The organism is Pseudomonas sp. GW821-FHT04C07 (genome assembly GCF_059420325.1).
Genome location: NZ_JBWKTM010000011.1, coordinates 15,217 through 40,883, shown reverse-complemented (window position 1 = coordinate 40,883; position 25,667 = coordinate 15,217). Strand labels below are relative to the sequence as shown.

General features: G+C 58.2%; 22 protein-coding genes, 1 tRNA gene and 2 pseudogenes. 14 read left to right on the top strand and 11 right to left on the bottom strand.

Annotated features, from left to right (window positions below; genetic code table 11):
• The first annotated feature begins 9 nt into the window (after window positions 1-9).
• The 4 genes from lon to AC07UI_RS19870 all read left to right on the top strand — a co-directional run bounded on the left by lon (window position 10) and on the right by AC07UI_RS19870 (window position 4,930).
• Window positions 10-2,406 (top strand): endopeptidase La, encoded by a 2,397-nt coding sequence (lon, locus tag AC07UI_RS19885; protein ID WP_494994110.1) that lies wholly within the window; start codon window positions 10-12, stop codon window positions 2,404-2,406.
• Window positions 2,407-2,554: 148 nt separating this feature from the next.
• Window positions 2,555-2,827, top strand: a complete 273-nt coding sequence (locus AC07UI_RS19880; protein WP_002552737.1) for an HU family DNA-binding protein — start codon at window positions 2,555-2,557, stop codon at window positions 2,825-2,827.
• A 53-nt stretch (window positions 2,828-2,880) separates the two neighbouring features.
• A tRNA-Asp gene (locus tag AC07UI_RS19875) sits at window positions 2,881-2,957 on the top strand.
• A 101-nt stretch (window positions 2,958-3,058) separates the two neighbouring features.
• On the top strand, window positions 3,059-4,930 hold the full coding sequence (locus AC07UI_RS19870; RefSeq protein ID WP_494994109.1) for a SurA N-terminal domain-containing protein: 1,872 nt from the start codon (window positions 3,059-3,061) through the stop codon (window positions 4,928-4,930).
• Window positions 4,931-5,018: 88 nt separating this feature from the next.
• On the opposite strand, the pseudogene AC07UI_RS19865 reads toward AC07UI_RS19870, so the two are convergent.
• Window positions 5,019-5,255 (bottom strand): annotated as a pseudogene (locus tag AC07UI_RS19865) (MFS transporter); the annotation flags it as partial.
• Between the two features lie 152 nt (window positions 5,256-5,407).
• On the opposite strand from AC07UI_RS19865, the gene AC07UI_RS19860 reads away from it, so the two are divergent.
• Together AC07UI_RS19860 and AC07UI_RS19855 are read left to right on the top strand one after the other, a co-directional pair.
• Window positions 5,408-6,295: a DUF2242 domain-containing protein gene (locus tag AC07UI_RS19860; protein WP_494994108.1), complete on the top strand. Its 888-nt coding sequence runs from the start codon at window positions 5,408-5,410 to the stop codon at window positions 6,293-6,295.
• Window positions 6,296-6,526: 231 nt separating this feature from the next.
• On the top strand, window positions 6,527-6,688 hold the full coding sequence (locus tag AC07UI_RS19855) for a hypothetical protein (protein ID WP_494994107.1): 162 nt from the start codon (window positions 6,527-6,529) through the stop codon (window positions 6,686-6,688).
• 15 nt (window positions 6,689-6,703) lie between these two features.
• Here the strand turns inward: AC07UI_RS19855 and AC07UI_RS19850 are convergent, their stop codons facing one another.
• Window positions 6,704-7,744, bottom strand: a complete 1,041-nt coding sequence (locus tag AC07UI_RS19850; protein ID WP_494994106.1) for an AraC family transcriptional regulator — start codon at window positions 7,742-7,744, stop codon at window positions 6,704-6,706.
• Window positions 7,745-7,747: 3 nt separating this feature from the next.
• Complete coding sequence (locus AC07UI_RS19845; protein ID WP_494994105.1) at window positions 7,748-8,878, bottom strand: carbon-nitrogen hydrolase family protein; 1,131 nt, start codon at window positions 8,876-8,878, stop codon at window positions 7,748-7,750.
• Window positions 8,879-9,087: 209 nt separating this feature from the next.
• Here AC07UI_RS19845 and AC07UI_RS19840 point away from each other — a divergent pair, with 209 nt between their 5' ends.
• On the top strand, window positions 9,088-11,127 hold the full coding sequence (locus tag AC07UI_RS19840; RefSeq protein ID WP_494994104.1) for an oxidoreductase: 2,040 nt from the start codon (window positions 9,088-9,090) through the stop codon (window positions 11,125-11,127).
• 207 nt (window positions 11,128-11,334) lie between these two features.
• On the top strand, window positions 11,335-12,267 hold the full coding sequence (locus AC07UI_RS19835) for a 1-aminocyclopropane-1-carboxylate deaminase/D-cysteine desulfhydrase (RefSeq protein WP_494994103.1): 933 nt from the start codon (window positions 11,335-11,337) through the stop codon (window positions 12,265-12,267).
• Here AC07UI_RS19835 and AC07UI_RS19830 read toward each other — a convergent pair.
• The 3 genes from AC07UI_RS19830 to AC07UI_RS19820 all read right to left on the bottom strand — a co-directional run bounded on the left by AC07UI_RS19830 (window position 12,264) and on the right by AC07UI_RS19820 (window position 15,146).
• On the bottom strand, window positions 12,264-12,812 hold the full coding sequence (locus tag AC07UI_RS19830; protein WP_494994102.1) for a cytochrome b: 549 nt from the start codon (window positions 12,810-12,812) through the stop codon (window positions 12,264-12,266). The two genes, AC07UI_RS19835 and AC07UI_RS19830, sit on opposite strands and share 4 nt — an antisense overlap.
• Before the next feature lie 200 nt (window positions 12,813-13,012).
• Window positions 13,013-13,840, bottom strand: a complete 828-nt coding sequence (gene phnX / locus AC07UI_RS19825; protein WP_494994101.1) for a phosphonoacetaldehyde hydrolase — start codon at window positions 13,838-13,840, stop codon at window positions 13,013-13,015.
• A gap of 196 nt (window positions 13,841-14,036) precedes the next feature.
• Complete coding sequence (locus tag AC07UI_RS19820; RefSeq protein ID WP_494994100.1) at window positions 14,037-15,146, bottom strand: 2-aminoethylphosphonate--pyruvate transaminase; 1,110 nt, start codon at window positions 15,144-15,146, stop codon at window positions 14,037-14,039.
• Between the two features lie 115 nt (window positions 15,147-15,261).
• Between AC07UI_RS19820 and AC07UI_RS19815 the strand changes: the two genes are divergently transcribed.
• Complete coding sequence (locus tag AC07UI_RS19815; protein ID WP_494994099.1) at window positions 15,262-16,128, top strand: LysR substrate-binding domain-containing protein; 867 nt, start codon at window positions 15,262-15,264, stop codon at window positions 16,126-16,128.
• 358 nt (window positions 16,129-16,486) lie between these two features.
• On the top strand, window positions 16,487-17,194 hold the full coding sequence (locus AC07UI_RS19810; protein ID WP_494994098.1) for a YebC/PmpR family DNA-binding transcriptional regulator: 708 nt from the start codon (window positions 16,487-16,489) through the stop codon (window positions 17,192-17,194).
• Between the two features lie 149 nt (window positions 17,195-17,343).
• Here the strand turns inward: AC07UI_RS19810 and AC07UI_RS19805 are convergent, their stop codons facing one another.
• Window positions 17,344-18,687 carry a leucine-rich repeat-containing protein kinase family protein gene (locus tag AC07UI_RS19805; protein ID WP_494994097.1) on the bottom strand — a complete coding sequence of 448 codons (1,344 nt, stop codon included), beginning with the start codon at window positions 18,685-18,687 and terminating at the stop codon, window positions 17,344-17,346.
• Between the two features lie 88 nt (window positions 18,688-18,775).
• A complete protein-coding gene (zapE, locus tag AC07UI_RS19800; protein ID WP_494994096.1) occupies window positions 18,776-19,912 on the bottom strand; it encodes a cell division protein ZapE in 1,137 nt (378 codons plus the stop codon).
• 390 nt (window positions 19,913-20,302) lie between these two features.
• Here zapE and AC07UI_RS19795 point away from each other — a divergent pair.
• A pseudogene (locus AC07UI_RS19795) lies at window positions 20,303-20,419 on the top strand (antitoxin Xre/MbcA/ParS toxin-binding domain-containing protein); the annotation flags it as partial.
• 112 nt (window positions 20,420-20,531) lie between these two features.
• Here the strand turns inward: AC07UI_RS19795 and AC07UI_RS19790 are convergent.
• Together AC07UI_RS19790 and AC07UI_RS19785 are read right to left on the bottom strand one after the other, a co-directional pair.
• Complete coding sequence (locus AC07UI_RS19790) at window positions 20,532-21,245, bottom strand: alpha/beta fold hydrolase (protein ID WP_494994095.1); 714 nt, start codon at window positions 21,243-21,245, stop codon at window positions 20,532-20,534.
• The gene (locus tag AC07UI_RS19785) at window positions 21,235-22,146 is read right to left on the bottom strand and encodes a LysR family transcriptional regulator (protein WP_494994094.1); all 912 of its coding nucleotides are present in this window, start codon (window positions 22,144-22,146) and stop codon (window positions 21,235-21,237) included. Before AC07UI_RS19785 ends, AC07UI_RS19790 begins: the two co-directional genes overlap by 11 nt.
• Before the next feature lie 122 nt (window positions 22,147-22,268).
• Here AC07UI_RS19785 and AC07UI_RS19780 point away from each other — a divergent pair, with 122 nt between their 5' ends.
• The 3 genes from AC07UI_RS19780 (at window position 22,269) to AC07UI_RS19770 (ending at window position 23,984) form a co-directional block, all read left to right on the top strand.
• Window positions 22,269-22,979 (top strand): AzlC family ABC transporter permease, encoded by a 711-nt coding sequence (locus AC07UI_RS19780; protein ID WP_310061664.1) that lies wholly within the window; start codon window positions 22,269-22,271, stop codon window positions 22,977-22,979.
• A complete protein-coding gene (locus AC07UI_RS19775; protein ID WP_310061667.1) occupies window positions 22,976-23,272 on the top strand; it encodes an AzlD family protein in 297 nt (98 codons plus the stop codon). The genes AC07UI_RS19780 and AC07UI_RS19775 overlap by 4 nt, the downstream gene beginning before the upstream one ends.
• Window positions 23,273-23,345: 73 nt before the next feature.
• Complete coding sequence (locus AC07UI_RS19770) at window positions 23,346-23,984, top strand: LysE family translocator (RefSeq protein WP_494994093.1); 639 nt, start codon at window positions 23,346-23,348, stop codon at window positions 23,982-23,984.
• Window positions 23,985-24,126: 142 nt separating this feature from the next.
• Here the strand turns inward: AC07UI_RS19770 and AC07UI_RS19765 are convergent, their stop codons facing one another.
• Complete coding sequence (locus AC07UI_RS19765) at window positions 24,127-25,596, bottom strand: efflux transporter outer membrane subunit (protein WP_494994092.1); 1,470 nt, start codon at window positions 25,594-25,596, stop codon at window positions 24,127-24,129.
• Window positions 25,597-25,667 lie beyond the last annotated feature (71 nt).

Here is a 25,667-nt window from a genome sequence, read left to right as displayed (position 1 = left end):
GGCGAAATCATGAAGACAACCATCGAATTGCCTCTCCTGCCATTGCGTGATGTTGTGGTTTATCCGCACATGGTTATCCCGCTGTTCGTGGGGCGCGAGAAATCTATCGAAGCCCTCGAGGCCGCGATGACGGGCGACAAGCAGATTCTCCTGCTGGCTCAGAGAAACCCTGCTGACGACGATCCCGGTGAAGACGCACTTTATCGCGTAGGTACCATTGCAACGGTTCTGCAGCTGCTCAAGCTGCCTGATGGCACGGTCAAAGTGTTGGTCGAGGGTGAGCAACGCGGTGCGATCGAGCGTTTCAGCGAAGTGGACGGCCACTGCCGCGCCGAAGTTTCGCTGATTGACGAAGTTGATGCTCCTGAGCGCGAGTCGGAAGTATTTGTCCGCAGCTTGCTGGCTCAGTTCGAGCAATATGTGCAGTTGGGCAAAAAAGTCCCTGCCGAGGTGCTGTCGTCCCTCAACAGCATCGACGAGCCGAGTCGCCTGGTCGATACCATGGCGGCGCACATGGCGCTGAAAATCGAGCAGAAGCAGGAAATTCTCGAAATCATCGATTTGTCGGCCCGGGTCGAGCACGTTCTGGCGTTGCTGGATGCCGAGATCGATCTGTTGCAAGTTGAAAAACGCATTCGTGGTCGCGTCAAAAAGCAAATGGAGCGCAGCCAGCGCGAGTACTACCTGAATGAGCAGATGAAGGCCATTCAGAAAGAGCTGGGTGATAGCGACGAAGGCCATAATGAAATCGAAGAGCTGAAAAAGCGCATCGATGCCGCCGGTTTGCCGAAAGATGCAATGACCAAGGCTCAGGCCGAGCTGAACAAGCTTAAGCAAATGTCGCCAATGTCAGCGGAAGCGACAGTGGTGCGTTCTTACCTCGACTGGCTGGTTCAGGTGCCGTGGAAGGCCCAGAGCAAAGTGCGCCTGGACCTGGCGCGGGCTGAAGATATTCTCGATGCCGACCATTACGGGCTTGAAGAAGTCAAAGAACGGATCCTCGAATACCTCGCAGTGCAAAAGCGCGTGAAGAAAATTCGTGGCCCGGTGTTGTGCCTGGTCGGTCCTCCAGGGGTGGGTAAAACCTCGCTGGCTGAATCGATTGCCCATGCGACCAACCGTAAATTTGTTCGCATGGCGCTCGGCGGCGTGCGTGACGAAGCGGAAATTCGTGGTCATCGGCGGACTTACATCGGTTCGATGCCAGGAAGATTGATTCAAAAGATGACAAAGGTTGGCGTGCGCAACCCGCTGTTCCTGCTCGATGAAATCGACAAGATGGGTAGCGACATGCGCGGTGACCCGGCTTCGGCTTTGCTCGAGGTGCTCGATCCCGAGCAGAATCACAATTTCAACGACCATTACCTGGAAGTCGATTACGACCTTTCCGATGTAATGTTCCTCTGCACCGCCAACTCGATGAACATCCCGGCGGCATTGCTCGACCGGATGGAAGTCATTCGTCTGCCCGGTTACACCGAGGACGAGAAGATCAACATCGCCGTCAAATACCTCTCGCCCAAGCAGATTCAGGCCAACGGCTTGAAGAAAGGCGAACTGGAATTCGACGCCGAAGCGATCCGCGACATCATTCGCTACTACACCCGCGAAGCCGGTGTACGTGGGCTTGAGCGTCAGATTGCCAAGGTTTGCCGCAAGGCGGTCAAAGAGCATTCTCTGGAAAAACGCTTCTCGGTGAAAGTGACCGCCGAGCTGTTGGAGCACTTCCTGGGTGTGCGCAAATTCCGCTACGGCCTGGCTGAACAGCAGGATCAGATCGGGCAAGTGACAGGCCTGGCCTGGACTCAGGTGGGTGGTGAGTTGCTGACCATCGAAGCCGCCGTGGTTCCCGGCAAGGGCCAACTGATCAAGACCGGTTCTTTGGGTGACGTGATGGTCGAGTCGATCACTGCGGCGCTGACGGTTGTTCGCAGTCGCGCGAAAAGCCTGGGGATCCCTCTGGACTTCCACGAGAAGCGCGATACCCACATCCACATGCCGGAAGGGGCTACACCTAAAGACGGTCCTAGCGCTGGTGTAGGCATGTGCACCGCTCTGGTGTCCGCACTGACCGGGATTCCGGTGCGTGCAGATGTCGCCATGACAGGTGAAATTACCCTGCGTGGTCAGGTTCTGGCGATTGGCGGCCTCAAGGAAAAGCTGTTGGCGGCACATCGCGGCGGGATCAAAATCGTGATCATTCCTGAAGAGAATGTCCGCGACTTGAAGGAAATTCCTGACAATATCAAGCAAGATCTTCAGATTAAACCAGTTAAATGGATTGACGAGGTCCTGCAAATTGCGCTGCAATACGCGCCGGAGCCCTTGCCGGATGTGGCTCCCGAGATAGTTGCAAAGGATGAAAAGCGCGAGTCTGACTCTAAGGAAAGAATTAGCACGCATTAGTACGCATTAGCCTGGGGGGCTTCCTTGACAGCTTTTTAGAGCCCTTGTTATAAAGCGGCTCTTAAGTGTCTGTAGGCCATTCAGCACTCGTTTTTGCTTTCACCAAAAAACTTAGAATCATACTCAAATAGATATAAGGGGACTTAGAGTGAACAAGTCGGAACTGATTGATGCTATCGCTGCATCCGCTGATATCCCGAAAGCTGCTGCTGGCCGTGCGCTGGACGCAGTAATCGAATCCGTCACTGGCGCTCTCAAGGCTGGCGACTCTGTTGTACTGGTTGGTTTCGGCACGTTCTCCGTTACCGATCGTCCAGCTCGCATTGGTCGTAACCCACAGACCGGTAAGACGCTGGAAATCGCAGCAGCCAAAAAACCAGGTTTCAAAGCCGGTAAAGCACTGAAAGAAGCTGTTAACTAAGTTTCTTTAAAGTCTTTACCCATCCGGGTCGGGGTCAGTCCTGACTTGGCAGCGGAGCGGTAGTTCAGTCGGTTAGAATACCGGCCTGTCACGCCGGGGGTCGCGGGTTCGAGTCCCGTCCGCTCCGCCAGTTACGAGAAGGCGCATCCTCGGATGCGCCTTTCTTCTATCCGGATTCTACCCACGCTCCACGGTTGCTTAATTTGAAGTACAACCGTTTATGGGGGACGCATGCTGCAGAATATCAGGGACAATTCACAAGGCTGGATTGCCAAGACCATTATTGGAGTCATCGTTGCACTGATGGCTTTGACCGGTTTCGACGCCATTTTCAAGGCCACCACACATACCAATGATGCGGCCAAGGTGAACGGCGAAGACATCAGCCAGAATGAGCTGAGCCAGGCGGTCGATATGCAACGCCGTCAGCTCATGCAACGGCTGGGCAAGGATTTCGATGCTTCCTTGCTCGACGAAAAGATGCTGCGTGAAGCCGCTCTGAAAGGGCTGATCGATCGCAAATTGTTGCTGCAAGGCGCAAACAGTTCGAAATTCGCTTTCTCCGAAGCTGCTTTGGATCAAGTGATCCTGCAAACGCCTGAGTTTTTGGTCGACGGCAAGTTCAGCTCCGAGCGTTTCGATCAGGTGATCCGTCAGTTGGGTTACAACCGTCTGCAATTCCGTCAGATGCTGACGCAGGAAATGCTGATCGGCCAGCTGCGTGCCGGTCTGGCAGGTAGCGGTTTCGTGACCGATGCACAGGTTATGGCTTTCGCCCGTCTGGAAAAACAGACTCGCGATTTCGCCTCCTTGAATATCAAGGCTGACCCGGCGGCAGTCAAACTGACCGATGATGAGATCAAGGCTTACTACGACGAGCACGCCAAGGAGTTCATGTCTCCTGATCAGGTGGTGATCGATTACCTCGAGTTGAAGAAATCCTCTTTCTTTGATCAGATCAGCGTCAAGGACGAGGACCTGCAGGCTCAGTATCAGAAAGAAACCGCGAACCTCTCCGAGCAACGTCGGGCGGCGCACATTCTGATTGAAGTGAATGACAAGGTGAACGAGGCGCAAGCCAAGGCCAGAATCGACGAAGTTCAACAACGTCTGGCCAAGGGTGAAAGCTTCGAAGCGTTGGCCAAAGAGTTCTCGCAGGATCCGGGCTCGGCAGCTAACGGCGGTGACCTCGGTTACGCAGGTCCAGGTGTCTACGACCCAAGCTTTGAAAAGGCCTTGTACGCCTTGAACAAGGATCAGGTTTCGGCACCGGTTCGCACTGACTTCGGTTGGCACTTGATCAAGCTGTTGGGCGTCGAGGCACCTCAAGTGCCGAGCTTTGCCAGCCTGAAAGACAAGCTGACCAAAGAGCTGAAAACCCAACAGGTCGAGCAGCGCTTTGTCGAGGCGACCAAGCAATTGGAGGACTCCTCATTCGAAGCTTCCGATCTGTCTCAGCCGGCTCAAGACCTGAAACTGACCGTTCACACCTCGGCGCCATTCGGTCGTGAAGGTGGCGATGGTGTTACTGCCAACCGTGCGGTTGTGCAAGCAGCGTTCAGTCCTGAAGTGCTGGATGAGGGGGCTAACAGCACCGCCATCGAGCTGGATCCGGAAACTGTTGTGGTGCTGCGCGCCAAAGAGCATCGCAAGCCTGAACAACTGCCTCTGGAAAGCGTTGCCGGCAGCATCCGCGTGCAATTGGCCAAGGAGCATGCAAGTGCTGCCGCCAAGGCCAAGGCTGAAACACTGATTGCCGGTCTGCGCGATGGCAAGACACCGTTGACCCAAGCGGTGGATGGTCAGAACTGGAAAGTGACTGGGGCCGTAACCCGTGGTCAGGAAGGCATCGATCCAACCGTGCTGCAAGCACTGTTCCGTATGCCGAAACCTGTAGCCAAGGACAAGCCGACTTTCAGCAGTGTGACCTTGGCTGATGGTAGCCTGGTGATCGTGCGTCTGAACGGCGTGAACGAAGCGGCAGCGCCTACCGAGGAAGAGAAAGCCCAGTATCGTCGCTTCCTTGCTTCGCGCATTGGTCAGCAAGACTTTGCGGCCTATCGCAAGCAACTTGAAAGCCAGGCGGACATCAAGCGCTTCTGATGCCTCACTGAGTCGACAAGTTGTAAACAAAGACCCCGGCCGCAAGGCCGGGGTCTTTTGTTTATGGGTTATCGATGCCGGTAAGGGAGGCTGTGATACTGTTTACGATAGAAAAGCTGCCAATCGCAATCAGCAGCAAGGGGCGACGGCGCCAGCCCCGGTTGACGCTGGTCAGGGGGATCGCCGTCAGTAACGAGCCGAAGACGTAAAGCGTGACCAACTGGCCGACCCATGCTTGCGAAACGCTCAGGTCCTCGCTCATTCGTGGCAGCAGGCCCGCCGGCAAGGCTTCTGTCATGACGGTAATGAAGCCTGCGGTGGCCAGGTTGCGGGTGTTCATGGATCATTTGTGTGCGTGATTTTTTCCCGCAAATAGCGATCAGTAAGTTTGTAACGCTTTTAAGACACTAAACGGTACGCCCATGAGCGTCGATCTGTTGCACAATACGCCTCGAACCGTTTTGCTCAGGATTTTCAATGTTTAAATCATTCCACTTGCGTGTTGCTGTACTGGCGCTTGTGATGGCGGGCGCAGCAGGTTGCTCGTCGCAAAAAGCCGCCATTTATGAGCATGAAAATTTCGCTGACTCCGGAACCTTCTCGCGCGACTACCCGATGAGCGATACCGCGACGTGCGAAGCCGCACGTCGCGCCTTGCTCAGTCAGGGCTATATCATCACCAGCAGCGATCCGAAGCTGGTCAGTGGTCACAAGAGCTTTCAGCAGACCGGTGAAACGCATATGGAGATCAGCTTCAGCGTTGTCTGTGCTGAAGACGGCAGTGCCGGTCACCACGCAACGATGTTCGCCAATGCCTTGCAGGATCGCTATGCGCTGAAAAAGACCAATAACTCCGCCAGTCTTGGGGTCGGTGTATTGGGTTCGGTGTCGATGCCAATTGGCTCCTCCGACGATTCGATGGTCAAGGTCGCCAGCGAAACAGTGTCTTCGGCCAAGTTTTATGAGCGTTTCTTTGCGCTGGTTGAACTGTTCTTGCCGCCTGAGGCCAAGAAGGCTGCGAATATCACCGAGAAGCCGAAGGCCGATCTGGGGGTGCCCGAGCCCAAAGTCGTGCCTGCTGCTGTAGCGCCAACGCCAACGCCTGCGCCTGCTGCTGTAGTGCCAACACCAACACCTGCGCCCGCTGTTGTACCGGCCGCAGAACCTGCGCCAGTTGTTGTGCCAGCAGAAAGCGCGCCAGCGGTCTCAGAGCCTGTGGCGCCGTCAGCGAAAACCGCACCGATTGTCCCTGAGCAAACCGCGGCGCCAGTCCCGTCGGCTGAAACCGTAACGCCACCGGCGAATCCAGCTTCGCTGCCGGCACCGACAGAGCCGATTCAGGCTCTGCCGGTTTCGGCTCAGTAAGCCCGGCCCGGACCGCTGCAGGATTGGCCTTGCCGATATCAATCCTGTAGCGGCTGATCGCTTGCGACAAGTGACTTCAGGCTGACTGCCCGTCATCGCCTGGCGCCTTCAGCGCGGCCAACACAATCATGCCAATACAATCGTTGCACCGCGGATGGCGGTAAATTCGCGGGGATCTGCTACGTTTGATTTTTAAGAGTCTGAGTGTCATGAAGGATTATTTTTTCCGTCATGAAGGCACTTTATGCTGAGAGCGAAGGTCATTTAAGCAATCGGTTTTACACTGCAACCAAAAAGGATGTCGCAATGGACGATTACCAGGAAGAGCTTCTCGAATATCAGGCGTTTGAACTCGATCCATTGGAACCTGCTGAAGACGCTACCGAGCTGTGATGGTGGTGGCGTGCTTCAGGCTGATTGGCGATGGCTTCGGCGAAATTCGCCGGGAGTCTGGCCATTCCAGCGTTTGAAGGCCCGTTGAAAGGCTTCGGCTGAGGCAAATCCCAGCAAGTAAGCAATCTCCCCGAACACCAGCTCGGTGTCGCGGATGTAGGTCATCGCCAGATCACGCCGGGTGTCGTTGAGAATGGCGCGAAATTGCGTGCCTTCTTCGGCGAGCTTGCGGCGCAAAGTCCAGGTCGGCAGCTTCAGGCGTGCCGCCACTTCTTCCAGGTCGGGTTCCCGGCCACCATTGAGCAAGGGTCCCAGCAACTGAATAATGCGCTCACGCAGGCTGCGGGTTCGAGTCAGTTGCTCCAGTTCCCTTTCACACAGCTTGATCAGTAGACGCCAGGTGCTGGGGCAATGCTCAGGGTTGCGCAGCGCCAGACTGGCCTGGCTCAGACGCAGCTGATTGTGCTCAGCACCAAAGTGGATAGGACAGTCACCCAGCACTGCATAACATTCACGGTACTCCGGCTCGGCGAACTCGATGTCGATGCGCTCGGCGTGCAGCGGTTCGGGGCTCAGGCTGGATAACTGCTGTAGCCATCCGGCAATGATCGAATCCACCACGAAGCGATTGTAGGCGTTATAGGGGCTGATGGAATAGAACCGCAGCCAGGCGCCTTGAGCATCTTCATGGAAGCTCGAATGGCCGCGATAGTTTGAGCCATACAAGGCTTCGAAACGGGTCAGGCAGCGCGCGGCTTCCCGAACTGTCGGTGCCTGGGCCGCCGTGACTCCGGCCAGGCCAGCCTGGCTGAGACGACTGAGCTGGCCCATGCGCAAGCCCAATGCCGGGTCTGCGGTCAGTTGAATGGCTGCGTGGCCCAGGCGCATGTAACGTGGAATCGACAGCCTTGCGCCGGCTTCGGCCAGGCGCGCCGGGTCGAGGCCATATTGATCGAGCAAATCCTGTGGGTCCAGGCCATGGCTGCGCACGGCGTCGGCAAGGCTATGGACAAAGCCAACAGATAGATCGCCGAGGCGCATCGGTAGCGGTTTCATCGGTTACAACCAGATGTTCAGCATACGGGCACCTCGGGCATCGCCGTCGGTGAGGGTTTGGCCGTTGCAGCTGATAAAGCTCTGGCCGTCGCTGCCCTGATCCCAGAACTGGCCACGTAAAAACACGCTCACGCCGGCTATAGCGTGGTTGCCGGGAAGCTGGCTGGTCAGTGTCAGGTGATGCCAGGCGTCACCTTCGCTGAGCTCTCCGGGCTTGAGGCGGGTTTCGCTGGGAGTCGGCATGTTTTTGTACCCGCGCCAGGGTTTGTCCCATGTACCGCGACCGGTAACGAAGGCCGGGACGGCGATCAACTGCGCGCCCTGGTCATTGAGTTTGCGGTAATTGTCGGGGTACCAGCTGTCTCTGCCGATCAATACGCCAAGGCGTCCTGCCGGGGTATCGATGACGTTAATTGTCCTGTCGGCACCGGGCTGGATAAAACCGAGCTCATCGAACGCCGGATTACGTTGACGTTGGGGTTGGCCGATCGGCAAGCCGTCGCTGCCGAACACCAGCGTGCTGTTGTACAGCGCGCCGCGACCGGCTTTTAGCTGGCTGTCGCTGACACTTGGCTCAGGCAGCACGATGGAACCTGCCACCAGCGTTACACCAAATTCCCTGGCCAGCCCGCCGAACAGTGCCTGGTAATCCCTGGCCATGGAGTCGGCTTTCATCCGCAGGTACGCGTCGTCCAGACGACTGTCGCCTGTGGCGCTGATGAGTGCCCGTGCAAACGCCATTGGATTACTGATAGCCAGCCAGTTCATTGCCTCTTCAAGGCTGGTGGCTTGGTACACCTCATCTTTTTCGCTGCTGATCATCAGCCAGGTACCGATATGCTCCGGCAGCACGACGATGGTTTTGTCATTTAGCAAGCCTAGATCCAGGGCTTGCTGCAAATAGGCCGCAAGCTTGCGATGCAATTGCTGGGGGCTTTGATAATCGGTGGGGAACAGTTCGGGCTGGATGCCCAGAAGGTTGCCGCGATCGGCGCGAATACCGTGATCCACGGCGAGCTTGATCCGCAAGTCCGACAAGTAATGGCCGACGGGGCGTTCGGCGGTCCACATCGCATAGAGGGTGATGGCGGCGATCAAAGCCAAGGAAAAGGTGAGGCTGAGAAGTTTGCGCATGGGAAAACAGTAAGCGGCCGCATACAGGGTTTACCGACTAGGGTAGGGCCCATGCATGCGATTGCCAAGGGGCGCTGCACATTTGGATCAATAAGTTGTCAGTTACGGTCATTGAGCGGCGAGAGGTGTGCTCTTAGTCTGTCGAACATAACTGATGGGAGCCAGAGAGTTCCTGCACTTTTCCGTGATTGCTCGTTATGGAGTTACCGATGGCCGCCGCTCGTTACCCGCACCTGTTGGCCCCGCTGGATCTGGGTTTCACCACGTTGCGCAATCGCACCCTGATGGGGTCGATGCACACTGGTCTGGAAGAAAAGCCCGGCGGTTTTGAGCGTATGGCGGCGTACTTCGCCGAGCGTGCCCGTGGTGGCGTTGGTTTGATGGTCACCGGCGGCATTGGCCCGAACGAGGAAGGTGGTGTGTACTCGGGCGCGGCCAGACTGACCACCGAGCAAGAGGCGCAAAAGCACCAGATCGTGACCCGCGCGGTACACGAGGCGGGCGGCAAGATCTGCATGCAGATCCTCCACGCCGGGCGTTATGCCTACAGCCCGAAACAGGTCGCGCCAAGCGCCATCCAGGCGCCGATCAACCCGTTCAAGCCCAAAGAACTGGACGAGGAAGGTATCGAAAAGCAAATCAGCGACTTCGTCACCTGTTCGACCCTGGCGCAAAAAGCCGAGTACGACGGCGTCGAAATCATGGGCTCTGAAGGCTACTTCATTAACCAGTTTCTGGCGGCGCATACCAATCACCGTACTGACCGCTGGGGTGGCAGCTTCGAGAACCGCATGCGTCTGCCGGTGGAAATCGTGCGCCGCGTGCGCGAGGCCGTAGGGCCGAATTTCATTATTATCTATCGCCTGTCGATGCTCGATCTGGTGGAAGGCGGCAGCACCTGGGAGGAAATCGTCCAGCTGGCCAAGGCTATCGAGCAGGCCGGTGCGACCATTATCAATACCGGGATCGGCTGGCATGAGGCGCGGATTCCGACCATCGCCACCAAAGTCCCGCGTGCTGCGTTCAGCAAGGTCACCGCCAAGCTGCGCGGTGAGGTAGCGATCCCGTTGATCACCACCAACCGCATCAACACCCCGGAAGTCGCCGAGCAGATTCTCGCTGAAGGCGACGCGGATATGGTCTCGATGGCGCGGCCGTTCCTTGCCGACCCGGACTTTGTCAACAAAGCCGCTGCCGGGCGCGGCGACGAGATCAACACCTGCATCGGTTGCAATCAGGCCTGCCTGGATCACACCTTCGGCGGCAAGTTGACCAGCTGTCTGGTGAACCCGCGGGCCTGCCACGAAACCGAACTCAATTACCTGCCGGTGCAGCAGATCAAGAAAATCGCCGTGGTTGGCGCCGGGCCTGCGGGCTTGTCGGCGGCTACCGTCGCGGCGGAACGTGGGCATCAGGTGACGCTATTCGATTCCGCCAGCGAGATCGGTGGCCAGTTCAACATCGCCAAGCGCGTGCCGGGCAAGGAGGAGTTCTTTGAAACCCTGCGCTATTTCAAACGCAAGTTGCAAACCAGCCATGTCGAGCTGTGCCTGAACACCCGGGTCGACGTCGAGCAACTGGTGGCTGGCGGTTATGACGAGATCATTCTCGCCACCGGTATCGCCCCTCGTTTGCCGGCAATTCCCGGCATCGAAAATGCCAAGGTCTTGAGCTACCTGGACGTGATTCTTGAGCGCAAGCCTGTCGGCAAAAACGTGGCGGTGATCGGTGCGGGCGGTATCGGCTTCGACGTGTCGGAATTTCTCGTCCATAAGGGGGTGTCCACCAGCCAGAACCGCGAGGCGTTCTGGAAGGAGTGGGGCATCGATACCCACCTCGCTGCACGTGGTGGTGTCGCCGGTATCAAGGCTGAGCCCCATGCACCGGCGCGTCAGGTGTTCCTGCTGCAACGCAAGAAGTCCAAAGTCGGCGACGGCCTGGGCAAGACCACTGGCTGGATTCATCGCACGGGCCTGAAGAACAAGCAGGTGCAGATGCTCAACAGCGTCGAATATCTGAAGATCGACGATGCCGGGTTGCACATCCGCATCGGGGAGGCAGGCGAGCCGCAAGTATTGCCGGTGGACAACATCGTGATTTGCGCAGGACAAGACCCGTTGCGCGAGCTGCAGGACGGCCTGCTGTCGGCCGGACAGAACGTGCACCTGATTGGTGGTGCGGACGTGGCCGCTGAACTGGACGCCAAGCGGGCGATCAATCAGGGTTCGCGATTGGCGGCGCAATTGTAACGGCCCCCTGTAGCAGCTGGCGTAGCCTGCGTTCGGCCGGCACGGCCGTAATACCTGACGCCGCGCTCCCGAAGCAAGATAGGGGACTCAGGTTTTACGACCGCTACGCGGCCGAACGCAGGCTTGGCCAGCTGCTACGACGACGGCCGCGCTCGCTGCTAGACTGGCGTCTTTTCCACGCAGCGTGTTGCCGATGCTTTTCCTGCCATGAGCCTGGGTCCCTTCGACTGGCTACCCAGCGCGCCCCTTGAACATCTTCATCTGGATTGGCTGACACAGGCCAACATTCAGGTTGCCATCCTGCGTCTGGACCTCATCGACCCGCTGATCTGCGGCAACAAGTGGTTCAAGCTGATCAAACATCTGGCTGCAGCCGATCAAGTCGGGGCCACGGGCATCATCAGCCTGGGCGGTGCTCACTCCAATCATTTGCACGCGCTGGCAGCGGCGGGAAAGCGCTTCGGCTTTCCCACTGTCGGTTTGCTGCGTGGTCACCCACAAGAAACCCCGACCGTACTGGATTTGCAGGCCTTCGGCATGCAACTGCATTGGCTGGGTTATGGCGGCTATCGCGCGCGGCATGAGCCTGGCTTCTGGCTGCCGTGGCAAGTGCAATACCCGCATTTGCAACCAGTACCCGAAGGCGGGGGCGGTTTACGCGGCGCGCAAGGGTGCGCGGGATTGCTGGAGATGGCGCGCAATCAACTGAGTGCACTGGGCTGGAACGACTATGACGCCTGGTGGCTGGCCGCCGGGACAGGGACCACACTGGCCGGTCTGGTGCTGGCCGAGGCGGGGGCGCATCCGGTCTATGGCGCGTTGGCAGTGCCTGATGATCATGGGGTCGCTCAACAGATCGAGACGATAGTCCAGCAAGCAGGATTATGCGATCCGGTGTATGAGCTGTTCGATGGCAGTCGCGGCGGCTTCGCCAAGGTCGATCCGGTGTTGCTTGAGTTCATCGAGTTGACCGAGAAGCACAGTGGTATACCGCTTGAACCGCTGTACACCGGCAAAGCGCTGTTGGCGCTCAAACAACAGATCGAAGCGGGGGGCCTGGCCCAGGGAGCACGATTGATCTTTGTGCACACCGGCGGTTTGCAGGGCCGTCGGGGATTCACGGCTATGGGTAAGGATTAGCCGCGTTTTGGCATCATCCGCAGCAGCGTGTTATCGCGCACCACATAGTGGTGATACAAGCTGGCTACGGCGTGCAGGCCAATCAGCCAGTAACCGATAGTACCGCCCAGCTCGTGCCAACCCTGGAGCTGCTTGGCAAATGCCTTGTTTTCGTGAACCAGCAACGGTAAGTCCACCCCGTAGAACATGACCTGGTTGCCCTTGGCACTGGTAATCAGCCAGCCAAGGATGGGCATGGCGATCATGAATACATACAGCGCCAGATGCATCAGTCTGGATACAAGCATCTGCCAGCCAGGTGGCGTCGGCAGGATTTTCGGCGCGACACCGAGGCTTCGTGCGAACAGGCGCAGCCAGACCAGCAGGAACACGGTCAGGCCGAGCATGTAGTGTGCTTCCGTGATCAAGGTCCGACCACCGCTGCCCTTGGGGAATATGCCGCGAAATTCGATACAGGCGTAGACCACTGCCAGCAACACCAGCATCAACCAATGCAATGCAATCGACACCGTGCTGTAACGCGACTCGGTATTTGTCCAGGGCATGCGGTGTCCCTCACTTATCAGGTCACAAGCCTCCGTTCTTGCTCGACGGAGTTCTATAACTGTAATCCTGTTTCTGTGGGATTGCCTGAGGCAGATCAGGCTTTTCTTCGGCGTATAAATACTCTGGGACGGTTATCCGACACAAAAAAAGCGGCAGCCCCGATCAAGGGCTGCCGCTTTTTTGTGTCGCGTACCGGGGATCAGTTGGTTTGTGGCATCTCACCATTGGCCAGACGCTTGTTGATATCGGCGATCACCTCCGGGAGGTCGGTGATGGTGTCGATCATGTAATGCGGGCGGGAACCTTCGAACATCGCATGAATACGCTTGCGTTCGCTGGCCAGTTCCTCACTGCCCAAGGCGCGGTAGCCCTCGTAGGTCAGGCCCAGTGCATTACCCGAGCAGATCAGCGCCACGGTCCACATGCCGGCACGACGACCTTCCAGAATGCCAGGGACGGTGTCGTCGATCTTGACGCAGGCAGCGACGTCATCGATGCCCAGCGCGATCACGTTGGCGAGTGCCTGAGCAGGCCACGGGCGACCGTTCGGGACTTCATCGGTGGCGACCACATAATCAGCAACATAGCCGTTGGTGGCCGCCAGTTCGACGACTTTGTCCATCACCTGCTTCGGATAACCGGAGCAGGAGCCGATCCTGATGCCTTGCTGACGCAGGTTGGCGATGGTGTCCAGGGCGCCGGGGATCAGCGCCGAGTGCTCGGCGATTTTCTCGATCTGCAATGGCATGAAGCGCTTATAGATGGCGGTGACATCGTCATCGGTCGGTGCGCGACCGAACACCTTGCGATAACGCGCGGCAACTTGCGGCTGGTCGCACAGGGTGCGGATGTGGTCCCACTTGCCCATCCCCATCGGGCCACGGGCCTCTTCGATGGAGACCTGAACGTCGAACTCGGCGAAGGCTTCGACGAAGATCTGGGTCGGCGCGAACGAGCCGAAGTCGACGACAGTGCCGGCCCAGTCGAGGATGGCGGCTTGAAGCTTGGTTGGGTTGCTGTAGTTCATGTCTCTAATCCTGTGTGTGGGCATGATGAATTACATACCCGTAGCAGCTGGCGAGCTGCGCGAGCCTGCGTTCGGCTGCGAAGCGGCCGCAAACCATGCGGTTCGGTCCACCTGAAACACCGCGGTGGTTGATTTGCGACTGCTTCGCAGCCGAACGCAGCCTCGCAGGCTCGGCAGCTGCTACGGGAGGTCGTGATCAGATTTCCAGCACTTCCATTTCCCGCAGTACGTCCGCCACCGCTGACACGGCCGCGTGCATCTCGGCTTCATTGACGTGGCCGATGCAGCCGACACGGAAGGTTTCGACCTGGGTCAGCTTGCCGGGATAGAGAATGAAGCCCTTGGCCTTGACCCGTTCGTAGAACTCCTTGAACTGGTAGCGCGGATCTTTCGGCGCGTGAAAGGTGATGATGATCGGCGCCTGAATCGCCGCCGGCAGGAAGCTGCGCAAGCCCAGCCTGGCCATTTCATCGAGCAAGACTTTGCAGTTATTGGCATAACGCTGATGACGCGCCGGCAAACCGCCTTCTTCGTTGTATTGCAGCAGGGCTTCGTGCAGCGCCGCGACCACGTGGGTCGGCGGGGTAAAGCGCCACTGACCGGTTTTGGCCATATAGCTGTGCTGATCAAACAGGTCCATCGCCAGCGAATGCGAGTTGCCGGCGGCATTGGCCAGCGCCTCTTTGCGAACAAAGACGAAGCCCATCCCCGGCACGCCTTCCAGGCATTTGCCGGACGCAGCGATCAGCGCCTCGAATGGCACTTGTCGGGCATCGATCGGCAGTGCGCCGAAGGAGCTCATGGCGTCGATGATCAGCCGTTTGCCGTGCCGGGCAATCACCCGGGCAATTTCCGGCAGTGGGTTGAGGATGCCGGTGCTGGTTTCACAGTGGATCAGTGCGACGTGGGTAATGCTGGGGTCGGCCCGCAGCAGACGATCGACATCGGCGGCGGTGGTCGGTTCGTCTTCGGCGGTTTCAAAGGTACTGAACGAGCGGCCGAGCACTTCACAGATTTTCGCCAGGCGTTTGCCATAAGCGCCGTTGATCAACACCAGCACCTTGCCGTCACGGGGCACCAGGGTGCCGATGGCCGCTTCCACGGAAAACGTGCCGCTGCCCTGCAAGGGTACGCAGTGATGGCTGTCGGCACCGTCGATGATCGCCAGCAGCTGTTCGCAAAGGCTGGCGGTCAGTTGATTGAAGCGGTCATCCCATGAACCCCAGTCGACCATCATGGCCTGACGGGTGCGGGCTGAAGTGGTCAATGGGCCTGGGGTGAGCAGGATTGGCTCGGCAGTACTCATGCTGATGTCCTCGCAAAAACGCTTAGGGATGAAGGTACGGGGCATAAATTGCGGTTTGGCTTGTCATCAATCAAATTGTTTGTTGTTATGCCAGCCATCAGTGAGGCCGATAGATATGAACCTGTTCCAGCTAAGAGCGTTTGATGCCGTCGCCCGTGAAGGCAGCTTCACCCGGGCCGCTGCGCGTTTGTTCATCAGCCAGCCGGCGGTCACCGGGCATATCAAGGCGTTGGAGGAGCATTACCAGATCACCTTGTTACGGCGCACCGCACGGCGGGTGGAGCTGACGGAGGAGGGGATCAAACTGGCGGCGATCACTCGAGCCATGTTCGGCCTGGCCGAAGAGGCCCAGGCGATGCTTGAAGCCAATCGGCAGTTGCTCACCGGACGTCTGGAAGTGGCGGCGGACGGTCCGCACATGGTCATGCCGATGCTCGCCAGTCTGCGGGCGGCATACCCGGGGATCACCGTGAATTTACGCTTGGGCAATGCGCAGGAAACCCTCGCGGCGTTGCTGTCCGAACATGCGGATGTGGCGGTGCTGACCGAAGTTGAGCCGCGCAAAGGGCTGCACTTGCAACGATTGAGCGAATCCAGGATCTGTGCGTTAGTGCCGGCCAATCATCCTTGGCTGGCTTCGCCTGCGGGGATTGGCATCGAACAGTTGGATCAGGTGATCATGGTGCTGCGTGAGCCGAGTTCGATTACCCGTCGCACCTTTGACGACGCCTGTGGCCTGGCCAGCGTCAATCCGCGGGTGCTGCTGGAGCTGGACAGTCGCGAGGCGGTGACCGAGGCCGTGGCCGCCGAATTGGGTGTGGGCATCGTCTCGTCGGTGGAGGTCAGTCATGATCCGCGGGTGGCTGCGGTGCCGATCATTGGCGAAGGGTTGGTCAATCGACACATGATCGGCTGCATGGAGCGGCGGCGGGATTTGCGCTTGATTCAGGCGTTTTTTGGTTTGGCACCCAGTGTCGGGTGAGTCCTGGAGACCGAGTCGCTTCCTTCGCGGGCAAGCCTCGCTCCTACAGATATGACGCGATACCCATAGGAGCTAGGCTACCGACCGCGGCATCTGGATGTGCGCCTGGCCAGGTTTGCTGCGGCAGCGGGCAAGGCCGACAAAGGCTGATCAGTCTTTCAGCGCCAGGTGTCTGGCTGTTCACCAGCCAATCGAAAACAGATCCGGTTCGGTGGCTGCGGCCCGAGTCAAACCCGATGTGATGGAGAAGTCGATCAGTCACTCGACTTTTTGGTCGATTGGGAACTTTAGGCCGTATAAACTTGCACAAAGCGTCGGCCAATAGATGTCTCGGCGCCACAGATCAAGAGAGTGAGTAATGGGCGCACAGTGGAAGGTTAAACACAAAGAAGCGGCATCCAATGCCAAGGGCAAGATCTTCGGCAAACTGGTCAAAGAGATTACTATTGCCGCGCGTAATGGTGCGGATGTGGCCACTAACGCGCATCTGCGGTTGGTGGTAGAACAGGCGAAAAAAGCCTCGATGCCACGCGAAACCCTGGAGCGTGCGATCAAGAAAGGCTCGGGTCAGCTTGGCGAAACCGTTCAATACCATCGCGTTACGTATGAAGGCTTCGCGCCTCATCAGGTTCCGCTTATCGTTGAGTGTGTCACCGACAACATCAACCGTACCGTCGCGGAAATTCGTGTGGCGTTCCGCAAAGGCCAATTGGGTGCTTCGGGCTCGGTTGCCTGGGATTTCAACCATGTCGGCATGATCGAAGCGTCCCCCGATAGCCCGGATTCTGATCCAGAGATGGCGGCTATCGAGGCTGGCGCCCAGGACTTCGAGCCGGGTGAAGAAGAGGGCACGACGTTGTTCCTTACCGAGCCTGCCGATCTGGACGCGGTACAGAAAGCCTTGCCTGAACAGGGTTTTACCGTGTTGTCGGCCAAATTGGGCTACCAGCCTAAAAACCCGGTCAGTGGCTTGAGCGACGCGCAAATGGAAGAAGTCGAAGCCTTCCTTGCAGGGCTCGATAACCACGACGACGTGCAGGACATGTTTGTCGGTTTGGCGGGTTAAGAGCTTCTATCTGCAAGGGCTTCGTGGCTGCGAAAAGATCGCAGCCTGCGCCAGCTTCTACGGGATTGGCATCCATCCACACCACTGGCGGGTGTACGCAAATTCTGTAGGAGCTGCCGATAAGTTCGGGCCGCGTTCGGACGATCTTTTCAAGACGCCGCCGATTCTCGCAATGATTCAACCGCAACCCGTAGATCCTCACCAATCTCTACGAAACCCGGCCGAGCCAGCACATCCGCCTGGCAGCATCGGCTTTTCAACGCCAGCAATGGCTGTCGAGCAACCTCGCTCAACCCCGAGTCAATCCGCTCCAGCAATTCCCCCAACAAAATCCCGAACGCCCGCACCTCTATGCGTTGCAGGGCGCGTGTCTCGAAGCTGTCTGAGGTGGAGTGAAACGAAGCCGCGCCGAAGTCACCCAACAGGCAGTCGCCTTGAGCGTTCCACAGAATATTATGGCCGTAGAGATCGCCGTGGGTGATGCCCTGTTGGTGCAAGTGTGCGGCGGCCGAAGCAATACCGCTGGCGATCCGCAATGCGGACGCTGCGCTGAACCGTGTGTTGGCTTCGTAGACATCGCGAGTGCAGGAAGCGAGGCTCGGCAACGCGGCCAGATTGCCATAGCTGGGGTCGATCAAATGCATCACCAGCCCGGCTTGTGCCTGCGGGTGGTCGACGATCCTGCCTTCAACCTTGATCAGGTTGGCATGTTGGCCCGCGGTGATGCAGGCATTCATTTCATGCTGCGGTGAGCCGTCACTGGTCATGCTGCCCTTGTAGAGCTTCACCGCAACCTCGCGCGCGGCTTGCGATGGCTGTTCCCACAGTGCCTGATGAATCACCCCGGAAGCGCCTTCGCCCAGTTTCTGCTGTAGATGCAGCTGTGACCAGGGAATGTGCGGGGTGGCGTCCAGAGCGCAAGCGTCCGCCTCTGATTCCAGCGGGTTGCCCGCGTAAGCCAGCCAGGCCAGTCGTGGCAGCGATAACAGCCACTGCGGCAGCTCGGTCAGGCGGTTGGCAGCAATCCGGATCAGCTCCAGCTGATGGCATTGGCTCAGGCTCGCCGGCAGTTGTTGCAAGCAGTTTCCTGCGAGCATCAGTTTTTGCAAATGAGGTCTTTCGCCCAGCTCGGCGGGCAGTTCGCTGATGCGGTTGTCGGTCAGGATCAACCAGCGCAGCATCGGCGGCAGCGCGGCACCGGGGACGCGCTCGATGCGGTTGGCCTTGAACGCGATCATGCTCAGGCGGGCGCATTGGCCAAGACACGTCGGGAGTTCGGTGAATGCATTATCCGAGCAGAACAGAATTCGCAACTGCGTCAGCCGATGCAGGTCGTCCGGCAGTTGGCTCAAGGCATTGCCACTCAGGTTCAGCACCTCGAGGGAGTCCGCCAGTTCGAAGATCTCCTGAGGGAATTCGCTCAGCCCGCAGGACAGATCCAGACGTTTGATGCCCGCCAGTTGGCCGGCCCGAAGTTGTGCAAGGGTATCCATGAACAGATTCAATACTCGAAAAGAGAAGGGCGCGCGGCCATTGGAAATGGGCGCCATGATAACGATAAAGGGCCGCAGGTTGGATGGTTTATGACGCAGGGCCGACCTCAATCAACTGCCCTAATCGACTGCGGGTTCGCGCCAGGTCGATGGCGTCGCCGCCAAGGTGCTCGCGCAGAGGACGTTCGCCCAGCAATAGCAGGCGTTTGTCCTGGTCATACAACACGTCGATCAGATTGATAAAACGCTGCTGGGCGGCAGTTGAACAGTCGGCGAGGTTGGGCAGTCTATCGATGATCCAGGTGTCGAAGCGTCGGCACAGCTCCAGATAGTCCATCACGGCGGTGGGTTGTTCACAGAGGTCGCTGAAGTCGAAGCTGATGCTCCGTTCTTCGCACCGTCGTACCTGGAATTGTCGGGCGCCTACAGGCAGGGCAAACGTTGGGGCGTTTTGCTCGGGCAATTGCAATGCCTGGCGCTGAGCCGGGCTACTGGGCCAGACGTATTGCCCGTGAGTGAAGAGCTGCTGCGAATGAGTCCGTGCCTGGCTGCGGTAGTCATGGGGGCCGCCGACCTCCATGACATGCATGCGCGCATTGATCAGATCGATCACCGGCTTGAAGCGGGCGTGGTAAAGGGGGTTGGGCAGCAAGCCGGCCGGCGGGTAGTTGGAGGTGACCAGCAGCAGGATTCCACGCTGGAACAGCGCTTTGAATAGCCGGGTGATCAGCATCGCGTCGCCAATGTCGTGGACGTGGAACTCGTCGAAACACAGTACGCGGCAGTGCAGGAGTAGTTCATCCAGCGTGCTTGCCAGCGCATCGGACTGCTGGCGATGGCGGAACATGCCTTGGTGCAATTGGACGAAAAAATCGTGAAAGTGCAAGCGCTGCTTTTCAGCCATCGGCAGAGCCTGGAAAAATCCATCCAGCAGCCAGCTTTTGCCACGGCCGACGGCGCCATAGAGGTATAGGCTACGCGGAGCATGCGCATTTGCGCCGGTTTTCAGCAAGCCATCGGCTTGCCGGGCCATACAGTCGATCACCTGCTGTTGGCTGTGACTGAGGGTATAGCCTTGATCATGGGCTTTTTGGCGGAAGTATTCATGGATCACCCGTGCGCGTGCAGTGGCTTGCGACGGTCTTGCAAAGGCCTTGCCGAGAAGTTTACCCAGCGCTGGCCAGCGTGATGTGAGTCGTGAGCGGTTTGAAGGGTTCGTGGCCAATTGATGTCCCCCCATGGTCCAGAAGCCCGCCCATCATAGAGCCGACGGGGTAATTTAACCAAAGGCGTGTTTCACCGGCCAGCGATCTTGAGCAGGCAACCCCTTGAAATCAGGCGCACACAGGTCTGCCTCTAAATCGGTTGATTAGAGGCTATTGCTGATTCAAGTATTTTGACGAGAGGTCTGATTCGCAGTGAGAGCAGGGCGCTCTCTGAGGTGTTGCGGGCGAATCAGTAAAAGAAGATGGCACGACCTGGACTCGAACAGAAAAATAAGCATTTGTTTTACAATGAAATTATTCTGTTTTTTAGTATTCATATCCCTACGATTATCCTAATCCAGCCCATATGTTGCCGCTGACCGAAAACTGACCCAGTAAAGACTTGGTTCCAAACGCCCGCGCTGGGTTTGTCTGGAGCAAGGCCAATTGATTTGCTTTCCAGTACGCTGGGTTCAGAGCAAGTGAGGGATTTTCTTCAGTGCATGCAGTATGGGGTCTATCAGTAGAGTGGTTTGCGGCCTCCACAGCTCTCATCGAACAGGGCATCCGCGAATTGAAGTACCCATCACCTGAGGTGGCAGGCAGGTAACGACCCTATATAGATAGTCCGTCCCGCCTTCACCGATACTGGTAACGGTTGGCAGCCAGCCACTGCGACATCAACCGTGCCAGCGTTTCGGGTTGCTCCAGCGGGACCATATGCCCCGATCCTTCAATCACCTCCAGCCGTGCTCCCGGGATCTGCACACACAACTCCTGTGCCTCTTCTGCCTGCCTCAGCCTGTCTTGTACAGCTGCAATGATGAGCGTCGGGCACTGAATCTGGCCCGATGGCACATCCGCTCTATCCAGCAACGATTGAGTAGCAAAGGCCGCATGCCCCATGCGGGCGCCCATCTCTCGAATTCTTCCAATCAGGGCCGTGTCATTAGCTCGTTGCGGATGCACCGACTTGGCGATCGTCGCGAAACTCAAACCACGAAATTGTCCTTGTGCCGAGGCGTCGATGGAGGCTTGCTTGATTCGCCGCTGCTCGGGTGAATCCGCACGTAACGAGGTGGCGATCAGGACCAAGGCCGCCACTCGATCAGGGAACTGCTGCACGAGCGATCTTGCTACATAGCCACCGAGGGAAAAACCTACGAGGATAAACCTTGGCGGTGCAGACGATGCAATGTGCTGCGCGATCTGCGGGATAGTCTGTCCCTCAAGCAAGTTGGCCAGGTAAATATCTTGAGTGGATGGCATGTGTTCAATCACTTCATCCCAAAGCGATTCGTCTAGCATGAAGCCAGGAATGAGTACCAATGGCAGAGCACTTTCAGAGGACATATTTATCATCCACTGTGGCGTGAGTCAGTCCATCGCAGAGTGGGTCGCGCAACGCTCCTGCAACATGTGCGTACAGCGCATCTACAGCGCGTGAGCCTGTCGAGTCTCGGCTTCGGGTCAACACGACTTCCGCCGCCGGCAATTCTGGCAGACCGTGCCGAGTATCCAGCACCTTAAGGTGCGTCGGCAGACTGCAGCGGGTTACCACGGCTACCGCCAGGCCACTTTCCATCGCCGCCAATTGGCCGCTGACATTGGGGCTGTTGTAGACCACTCGGTACTTACGCCCCAAGCCCGAGATAGCGGCAAGTATTGCCGTGCGCAATCGTTCGCTGAGCCCGTGCACGGCGATTGGCAGCGGGCTGCGCTTCCAGGCTTCATGTTGCTCGGCGCCGCCCCATACCAACGCTTCCCTGAACAGCAGTTCGCCCCGTGAAGGGCCGTCGCGGGTGACCAGGGCGAGGTCGATCTGGCCGCGGTCGACCTTTGTCCAGAGGCTTGCGGAGTCTTCGCAGACTAGTGTGACCTCGACCTCGCCGAAGCGGGTCATGAAGCCGCGCAGGGCCGGCATCAGGTAGGTCAGGGCATAGTCATCCGGCGCACCCAGGGTGACGCGCCCGGAGACCGCGCCCCCGTGCATCGCATCAACCATCGTCGAGTGGGCTTCGAGCAGCTTGCGGGCGTGGCCGAGCAGGTCATACCCGGCAGGGGTCAACGTCAGTTGTCTCGGCTCGCGCTTGAACAGCGGCCGACCGAGGCTGTCCTCCAGCTTCTTCAGCTGCATGCTCACCGCGGACTGGGAGCGGGCGACCTGACGCGCCGCCGCGGTCATGGAACCGGTATCCACGACGGCCAGGAACGTGCGCAACCAGTCGATCTGTAAATCCTTGGAATGAATCATCGTGTCCAGACATTCGATAATCGAATGCCTTGTATAACAGATATTCGCTTTTCTTGGCGATGGATGGGCATTCACACTTGTCGCCACAACGACAGCAATAGCGACGCAGTGAGAAGCCGCCAATGACCCACCCCTACACGAGAAGCGAGATCCTGCGAGGGGCGAGGGACGCACTCCCGGTCATGTTCGCGGTCGCCCCCTATGCCATGGTCCTCGGTGCGCAAGCCTCCCAGGTAGGGCTGTCACTGGTTGAAGTGGGTGCCATGACCGGCCTCAACTTCGCCGGCGGTTCGGAGTTCGCCGCCATCAAGCTGTGGGCTGCGGTGCCACCGATGTTGACGATCGTGCTCATCACACTGCTGATCAACAGCCGCCATATCGTGATGGGCGCAGCGCTGGCGCCTTATCTCCAGCACTTACCCAAACGCAAGGTGATCCCGGCCTTGTTCTTCATGGCGGACGAGGGCTGGGCGATCAGCTATGCCGACACCTTGCGACGGTCTTCGGCACAGCAGCCAACAGCCTTCAGTTGGCCTTACTACTGGGGCGTTTGCTTGCCTTTCTACCCGGTCTGGGTCGGTTTTGCCTTGATCGGCGCAGCGATCGGACCGGCACTGGGTAACATCGAAGCCTATGGCTTTGCCATGGCGTTTCCGGCGGTCTTCATCGTGCTGCTCAGGGGCATGTGGAAAGGCCCGCGGTTGGCTTGTTCCTGGTTGATCAGCCTGCTGGTCGCGATCCTGGTCTACCTCACGGTGCCCGGCGCCTGGTTCGTATTTGCCGGCGTCATCGCCGGGATGCTGTTCACTTACTTGCGGGCGATGGACTCATGATCAGCATGGCGGCTTTGCTGACGATAGTGGGCATGGCATCAGCCACCTATGCGACACGCCTGGCCGGTTATCTGCTGCTGCGCAAACGCAAGCTCGGGCCGCGTGCCCGCGCGGTAATGGAGGCAGCACCGGGTTGCGTGCTGATTTCGGTGATCGCTCCACACTTCGTCTCGCCTCATCCTGAAGAGTTGATCGCATTGGGCATCACGCTGGTTGCCGCGTGGCGCTTGCCGATGCTGTTCACCGTCGCGATTGCCGTGGGGTCGCTGGCGGGGCTCCGGTTGCTCCTATAGGTGATGAGTAATTTGCATCATCAGGTAACAAGTCTTCGGTAGTATGCCCTCAATTTTCTACGAGCCTGGAACCATGGACCCGAACACGATGCTGGCTTTTACCCTGGTCGCTGCGATTGCCATCGCCAGCCCGGGGCCTGCAACATTGATGGCGATCAACAACAGCCTCGCCCATGGCCAACGCAGCGCTATGTGGTCCTCGCTGGGCAATGCCAGTGGCCTGTTTTGCCTGTCGGCGGCAGCGATGCTGGGGTTGGGGGCGCTGCTTGCCAGCTCCGAAGGGTTGTTCAACATGGTAAAGATCGTCGGCGCCGGGTATCTGTTCTACCTGGGGGTGAGGCAGTTGCTCAACAAGACGCCGCTGCTGGCTGATGGCGTTCAGGAGGGGCAGCGCCTGCGGCCCACGCGCCTCAAACTGTACAGGTCGGCGTTTTTTACCGCGCTCTCCAACCCCAAGGCGACTCTGTTTTTTACGGCGTTATTCCCGCAGTTCATCGATCAAAACGCAGCGCTGTTCCCACAATTTCTGATCCTGACCGCGATTTTCATGACGCTCTCGGTGTCGTCGTTGAGCCTGTATGCCGCGCTGGCCTCGCGCGCCAAAGGCGTGCTGGTACGACCCGAACTGTCCCGCTGGGTTAGCCGGGTGGTTGGGGTAACGTTCATCGGATTTGGTGCTGCGATTCTCGCTATACGTAGGCAGACGGCCTAAGAAATGAGTGTTGAAGAATGACCGTTTTTGGCCGCTTTCTGCCGGTCTCCTAGGCACTGTCTAGTGGTCAATACAAATGCAATCTGTGGTCAACGTAGATGCAACCAGTTGGTCAGATGGATGCAATTACGCATCTAAGGTCTTACAGTGCCTTTGAGACAACACGAGCATTTGAGTTTTCTCTCTGCCAACCGCCGCCTAATGCTTTGAACGTGGCCACTGCAGCGCGAGCCGATTCAGTTTGTGCCTGAGCTCTGCCATCAGATGCCGCTAAAAGGTGTTCATCGGCATCCAGTACTTCGATCAGGCTGACCACGCCTTTTTCATAGGCGACAAACGACGTCGCTCGGGCTTTCGCATACGCCGCCTCACCCTGGGCGAGTTGTGTCGATTGTTGCTCGCGGTTGATCAGCGCCGAAAAAGCGCTTTCAACATCTTCGCAGGCCCGCAGAACGGACTGGCGGTAAGCGGCTAAGGCTTCGGCTTCTTGGCCTTTCGCCAAATCAATTTGAGCGTTGATGCGGCCAAAATCGAACAGCCTCCAACGTAATCCCAGTGCCGCCGAAGCCTGACTGGCGCCATTGCTGAACAGGTTTGCACTGGATACCGAGGTAGCACTGCCGAGCAGCGCCCCCACAGACAGTTTGGGGTAGTACTCGGACATGGCTTCGCCGATGCGTGCGTTGGATGCCGCAAGTCGGCGCTCAGCGACGATCAAGTCTGGACGCCGACGCAGCAGGTCGGCCGGAGCACCCATGTCCGAGAGGCCTGACACATCAGGGATGGGCGCCGGCTTAGTCAACTGCGCGCTATAAGTGCCGGGCGCCTTGCCCAACATGACATCCAGCGCATTCATTGCCGCGTCAATGCCTGCTTGCAGTACCGGAACGGTGGCCTGCGCTTGATTCAGCGCGCCTTGGGTCTGGTTCAACTGCAGTTCAGCCGCCAGGCCTTTTGCGTAGAGATGTTCGATGGTGGTGAGCAGTTGTTGTCGTGTGTCTACTTGCTGCCGGGCAATTTCCAGGCGTGCTTGAAGGCCACGGATGCTAATGTAAAGATCGGCTGTCTGCGCGACCACTGCCAGGCGTGTGGCAATCGCCCCGGCTTGTGAGGCCTGATAATCGGCGAAGGCGGCTTCTTTACCTCGGCGCAGCCCGCCAAACACATCCAGCTCCCAGCTGGCATTCAAATTCGCCTCATAGGCACTGCCGTAGCGATTATAGGAAGGGTTTGAGTTCAGCACTTGACCCAACGGAGTCTCCAATGACTGACGGGCTCGGGCCGCTTGACCGTTGACGGTAGCCGACGGCAGGAGGGCTGCGTTAGCTGCGCCCAAACCGGCGCGAGCCTGCTCGATCCTTGCGCTTGCCTGGGCTAAATCGAGGTTCTGTTCAAGTGCTCGATTTATCAGCTGATTGAGTATCGGGTCATTAAATGCGTTCCACCAAGCGGCGAGATCGGCATTTGCGGCGCCCACTTGTCGTGCCTTGGACGTTTGCGCCGAGAAATGCTCGGGCAATTCCACACTGGGTTCTGAGTAGTCGGGGCCCACTGCGCAACCTGCAACCATACCCAAACACAGTAAGACGGCGAAACGAGGAGGAGGGTGCATGCGATACCTGCGAAAGGGTCGTTTTGTGACGATATTACAATTTGGTCACAAGTTGTCAACCACCGTTGGGA

Bases quoted from the DNA above. Each gene is read 5' to 3' on its own strand.
- lon (WP_494994110.1), top strand. From the start codon at position 10: ATGAAGACAACCATCGAATTGCCTCTCCTGCCATTGCGTGATGTTGTG.
- AC07UI_RS19870 (WP_494994109.1), top strand. From the start codon at position 3,059: ATGCTGCAGAATATCAGGGACAATTCACAAGGCTGGATTGCCAAGACC.
- AC07UI_RS19860 (WP_494994108.1), top strand. From the start codon at position 5,408: ATGTTTAAATCATTCCACTTGCGTGTTGCTGTACTGGCGCTTGTGATG.
- AC07UI_RS19855 (WP_494994107.1), top strand. From the start codon at position 6,527: ATGAAGGCACTTTATGCTGAGAGCGAAGGTCATTTAAGCAATCGGTTT.
- AC07UI_RS19850 (WP_494994106.1), bottom strand. From the start codon at position 7,744: ATGAAACCGCTACCGATGCGCCTCGGCGATCTATCTGTTGGCTTTGTC.
- AC07UI_RS19845 (WP_494994105.1), bottom strand. From the start codon at position 8,878: ATGCGCAAACTTCTCAGCCTCACCTTTTCCTTGGCTTTGATCGCCGCC.
- AC07UI_RS19840 (WP_494994104.1), top strand. From the start codon at position 9,088: ATGGCCGCCGCTCGTTACCCGCACCTGTTGGCCCCGCTGGATCTGGGT.
- AC07UI_RS19835 (WP_494994103.1), top strand. From the start codon at position 11,335: ATGAGCCTGGGTCCCTTCGACTGGCTACCCAGCGCGCCCCTTGAACAT.
- AC07UI_RS19830 (WP_494994102.1), bottom strand. From the start codon at position 12,812: ATGCCCTGGACAAATACCGAGTCGCGTTACAGCACGGTGTCGATTGCA.
- phnX (WP_494994101.1), bottom strand. From the start codon at position 13,840: ATGAACTACAGCAACCCAACCAAGCTTCAAGCCGCCATCCTCGACTGG.
- AC07UI_RS19820 (WP_494994100.1), bottom strand. From the start codon at position 15,146: ATGAGTACTGCCGAGCCAATCCTGCTCACCCCAGGCCCATTGACCACT.
- AC07UI_RS19815 (WP_494994099.1), top strand. From the start codon at position 15,262: ATGAACCTGTTCCAGCTAAGAGCGTTTGATGCCGTCGCCCGTGAAGGC.
- AC07UI_RS19810 (WP_494994098.1), top strand. From the start codon at position 16,487: ATGGGCGCACAGTGGAAGGTTAAACACAAAGAAGCGGCATCCAATGCC.
- AC07UI_RS19805 (WP_494994097.1), bottom strand. From the start codon at position 18,687: ATGGATACCCTTGCACAACTTCGGGCCGGCCAACTGGCGGGCATCAAA.
- AC07UI_RS19790 (WP_494994095.1), bottom strand. From the start codon at position 21,245: ATGTCCTCTGAAAGTGCTCTGCCATTGGTACTCATTCCTGGCTTCATG.
- AC07UI_RS19785 (WP_494994094.1), bottom strand. From the start codon at position 22,146: ATGATTCATTCCAAGGATTTACAGATCGACTGGTTGCGCACGTTCCTG.
- AC07UI_RS19780 (WP_310061664.1), top strand. From the start codon at position 22,269: ATGACCCACCCCTACACGAGAAGCGAGATCCTGCGAGGGGCGAGGGAC.
- AC07UI_RS19775 (WP_310061667.1), top strand. From the start codon at position 22,976: ATGATCAGCATGGCGGCTTTGCTGACGATAGTGGGCATGGCATCAGCC.
- AC07UI_RS19770 (WP_494994093.1), top strand. From the start codon at position 23,346: ATGGACCCGAACACGATGCTGGCTTTTACCCTGGTCGCTGCGATTGCC.
- AC07UI_RS19765 (WP_494994092.1), bottom strand. From the start codon at position 25,596: ATGCACCCTCCTCCTCGTTTCGCCGTCTTACTGTGTTTGGGTATGGTT.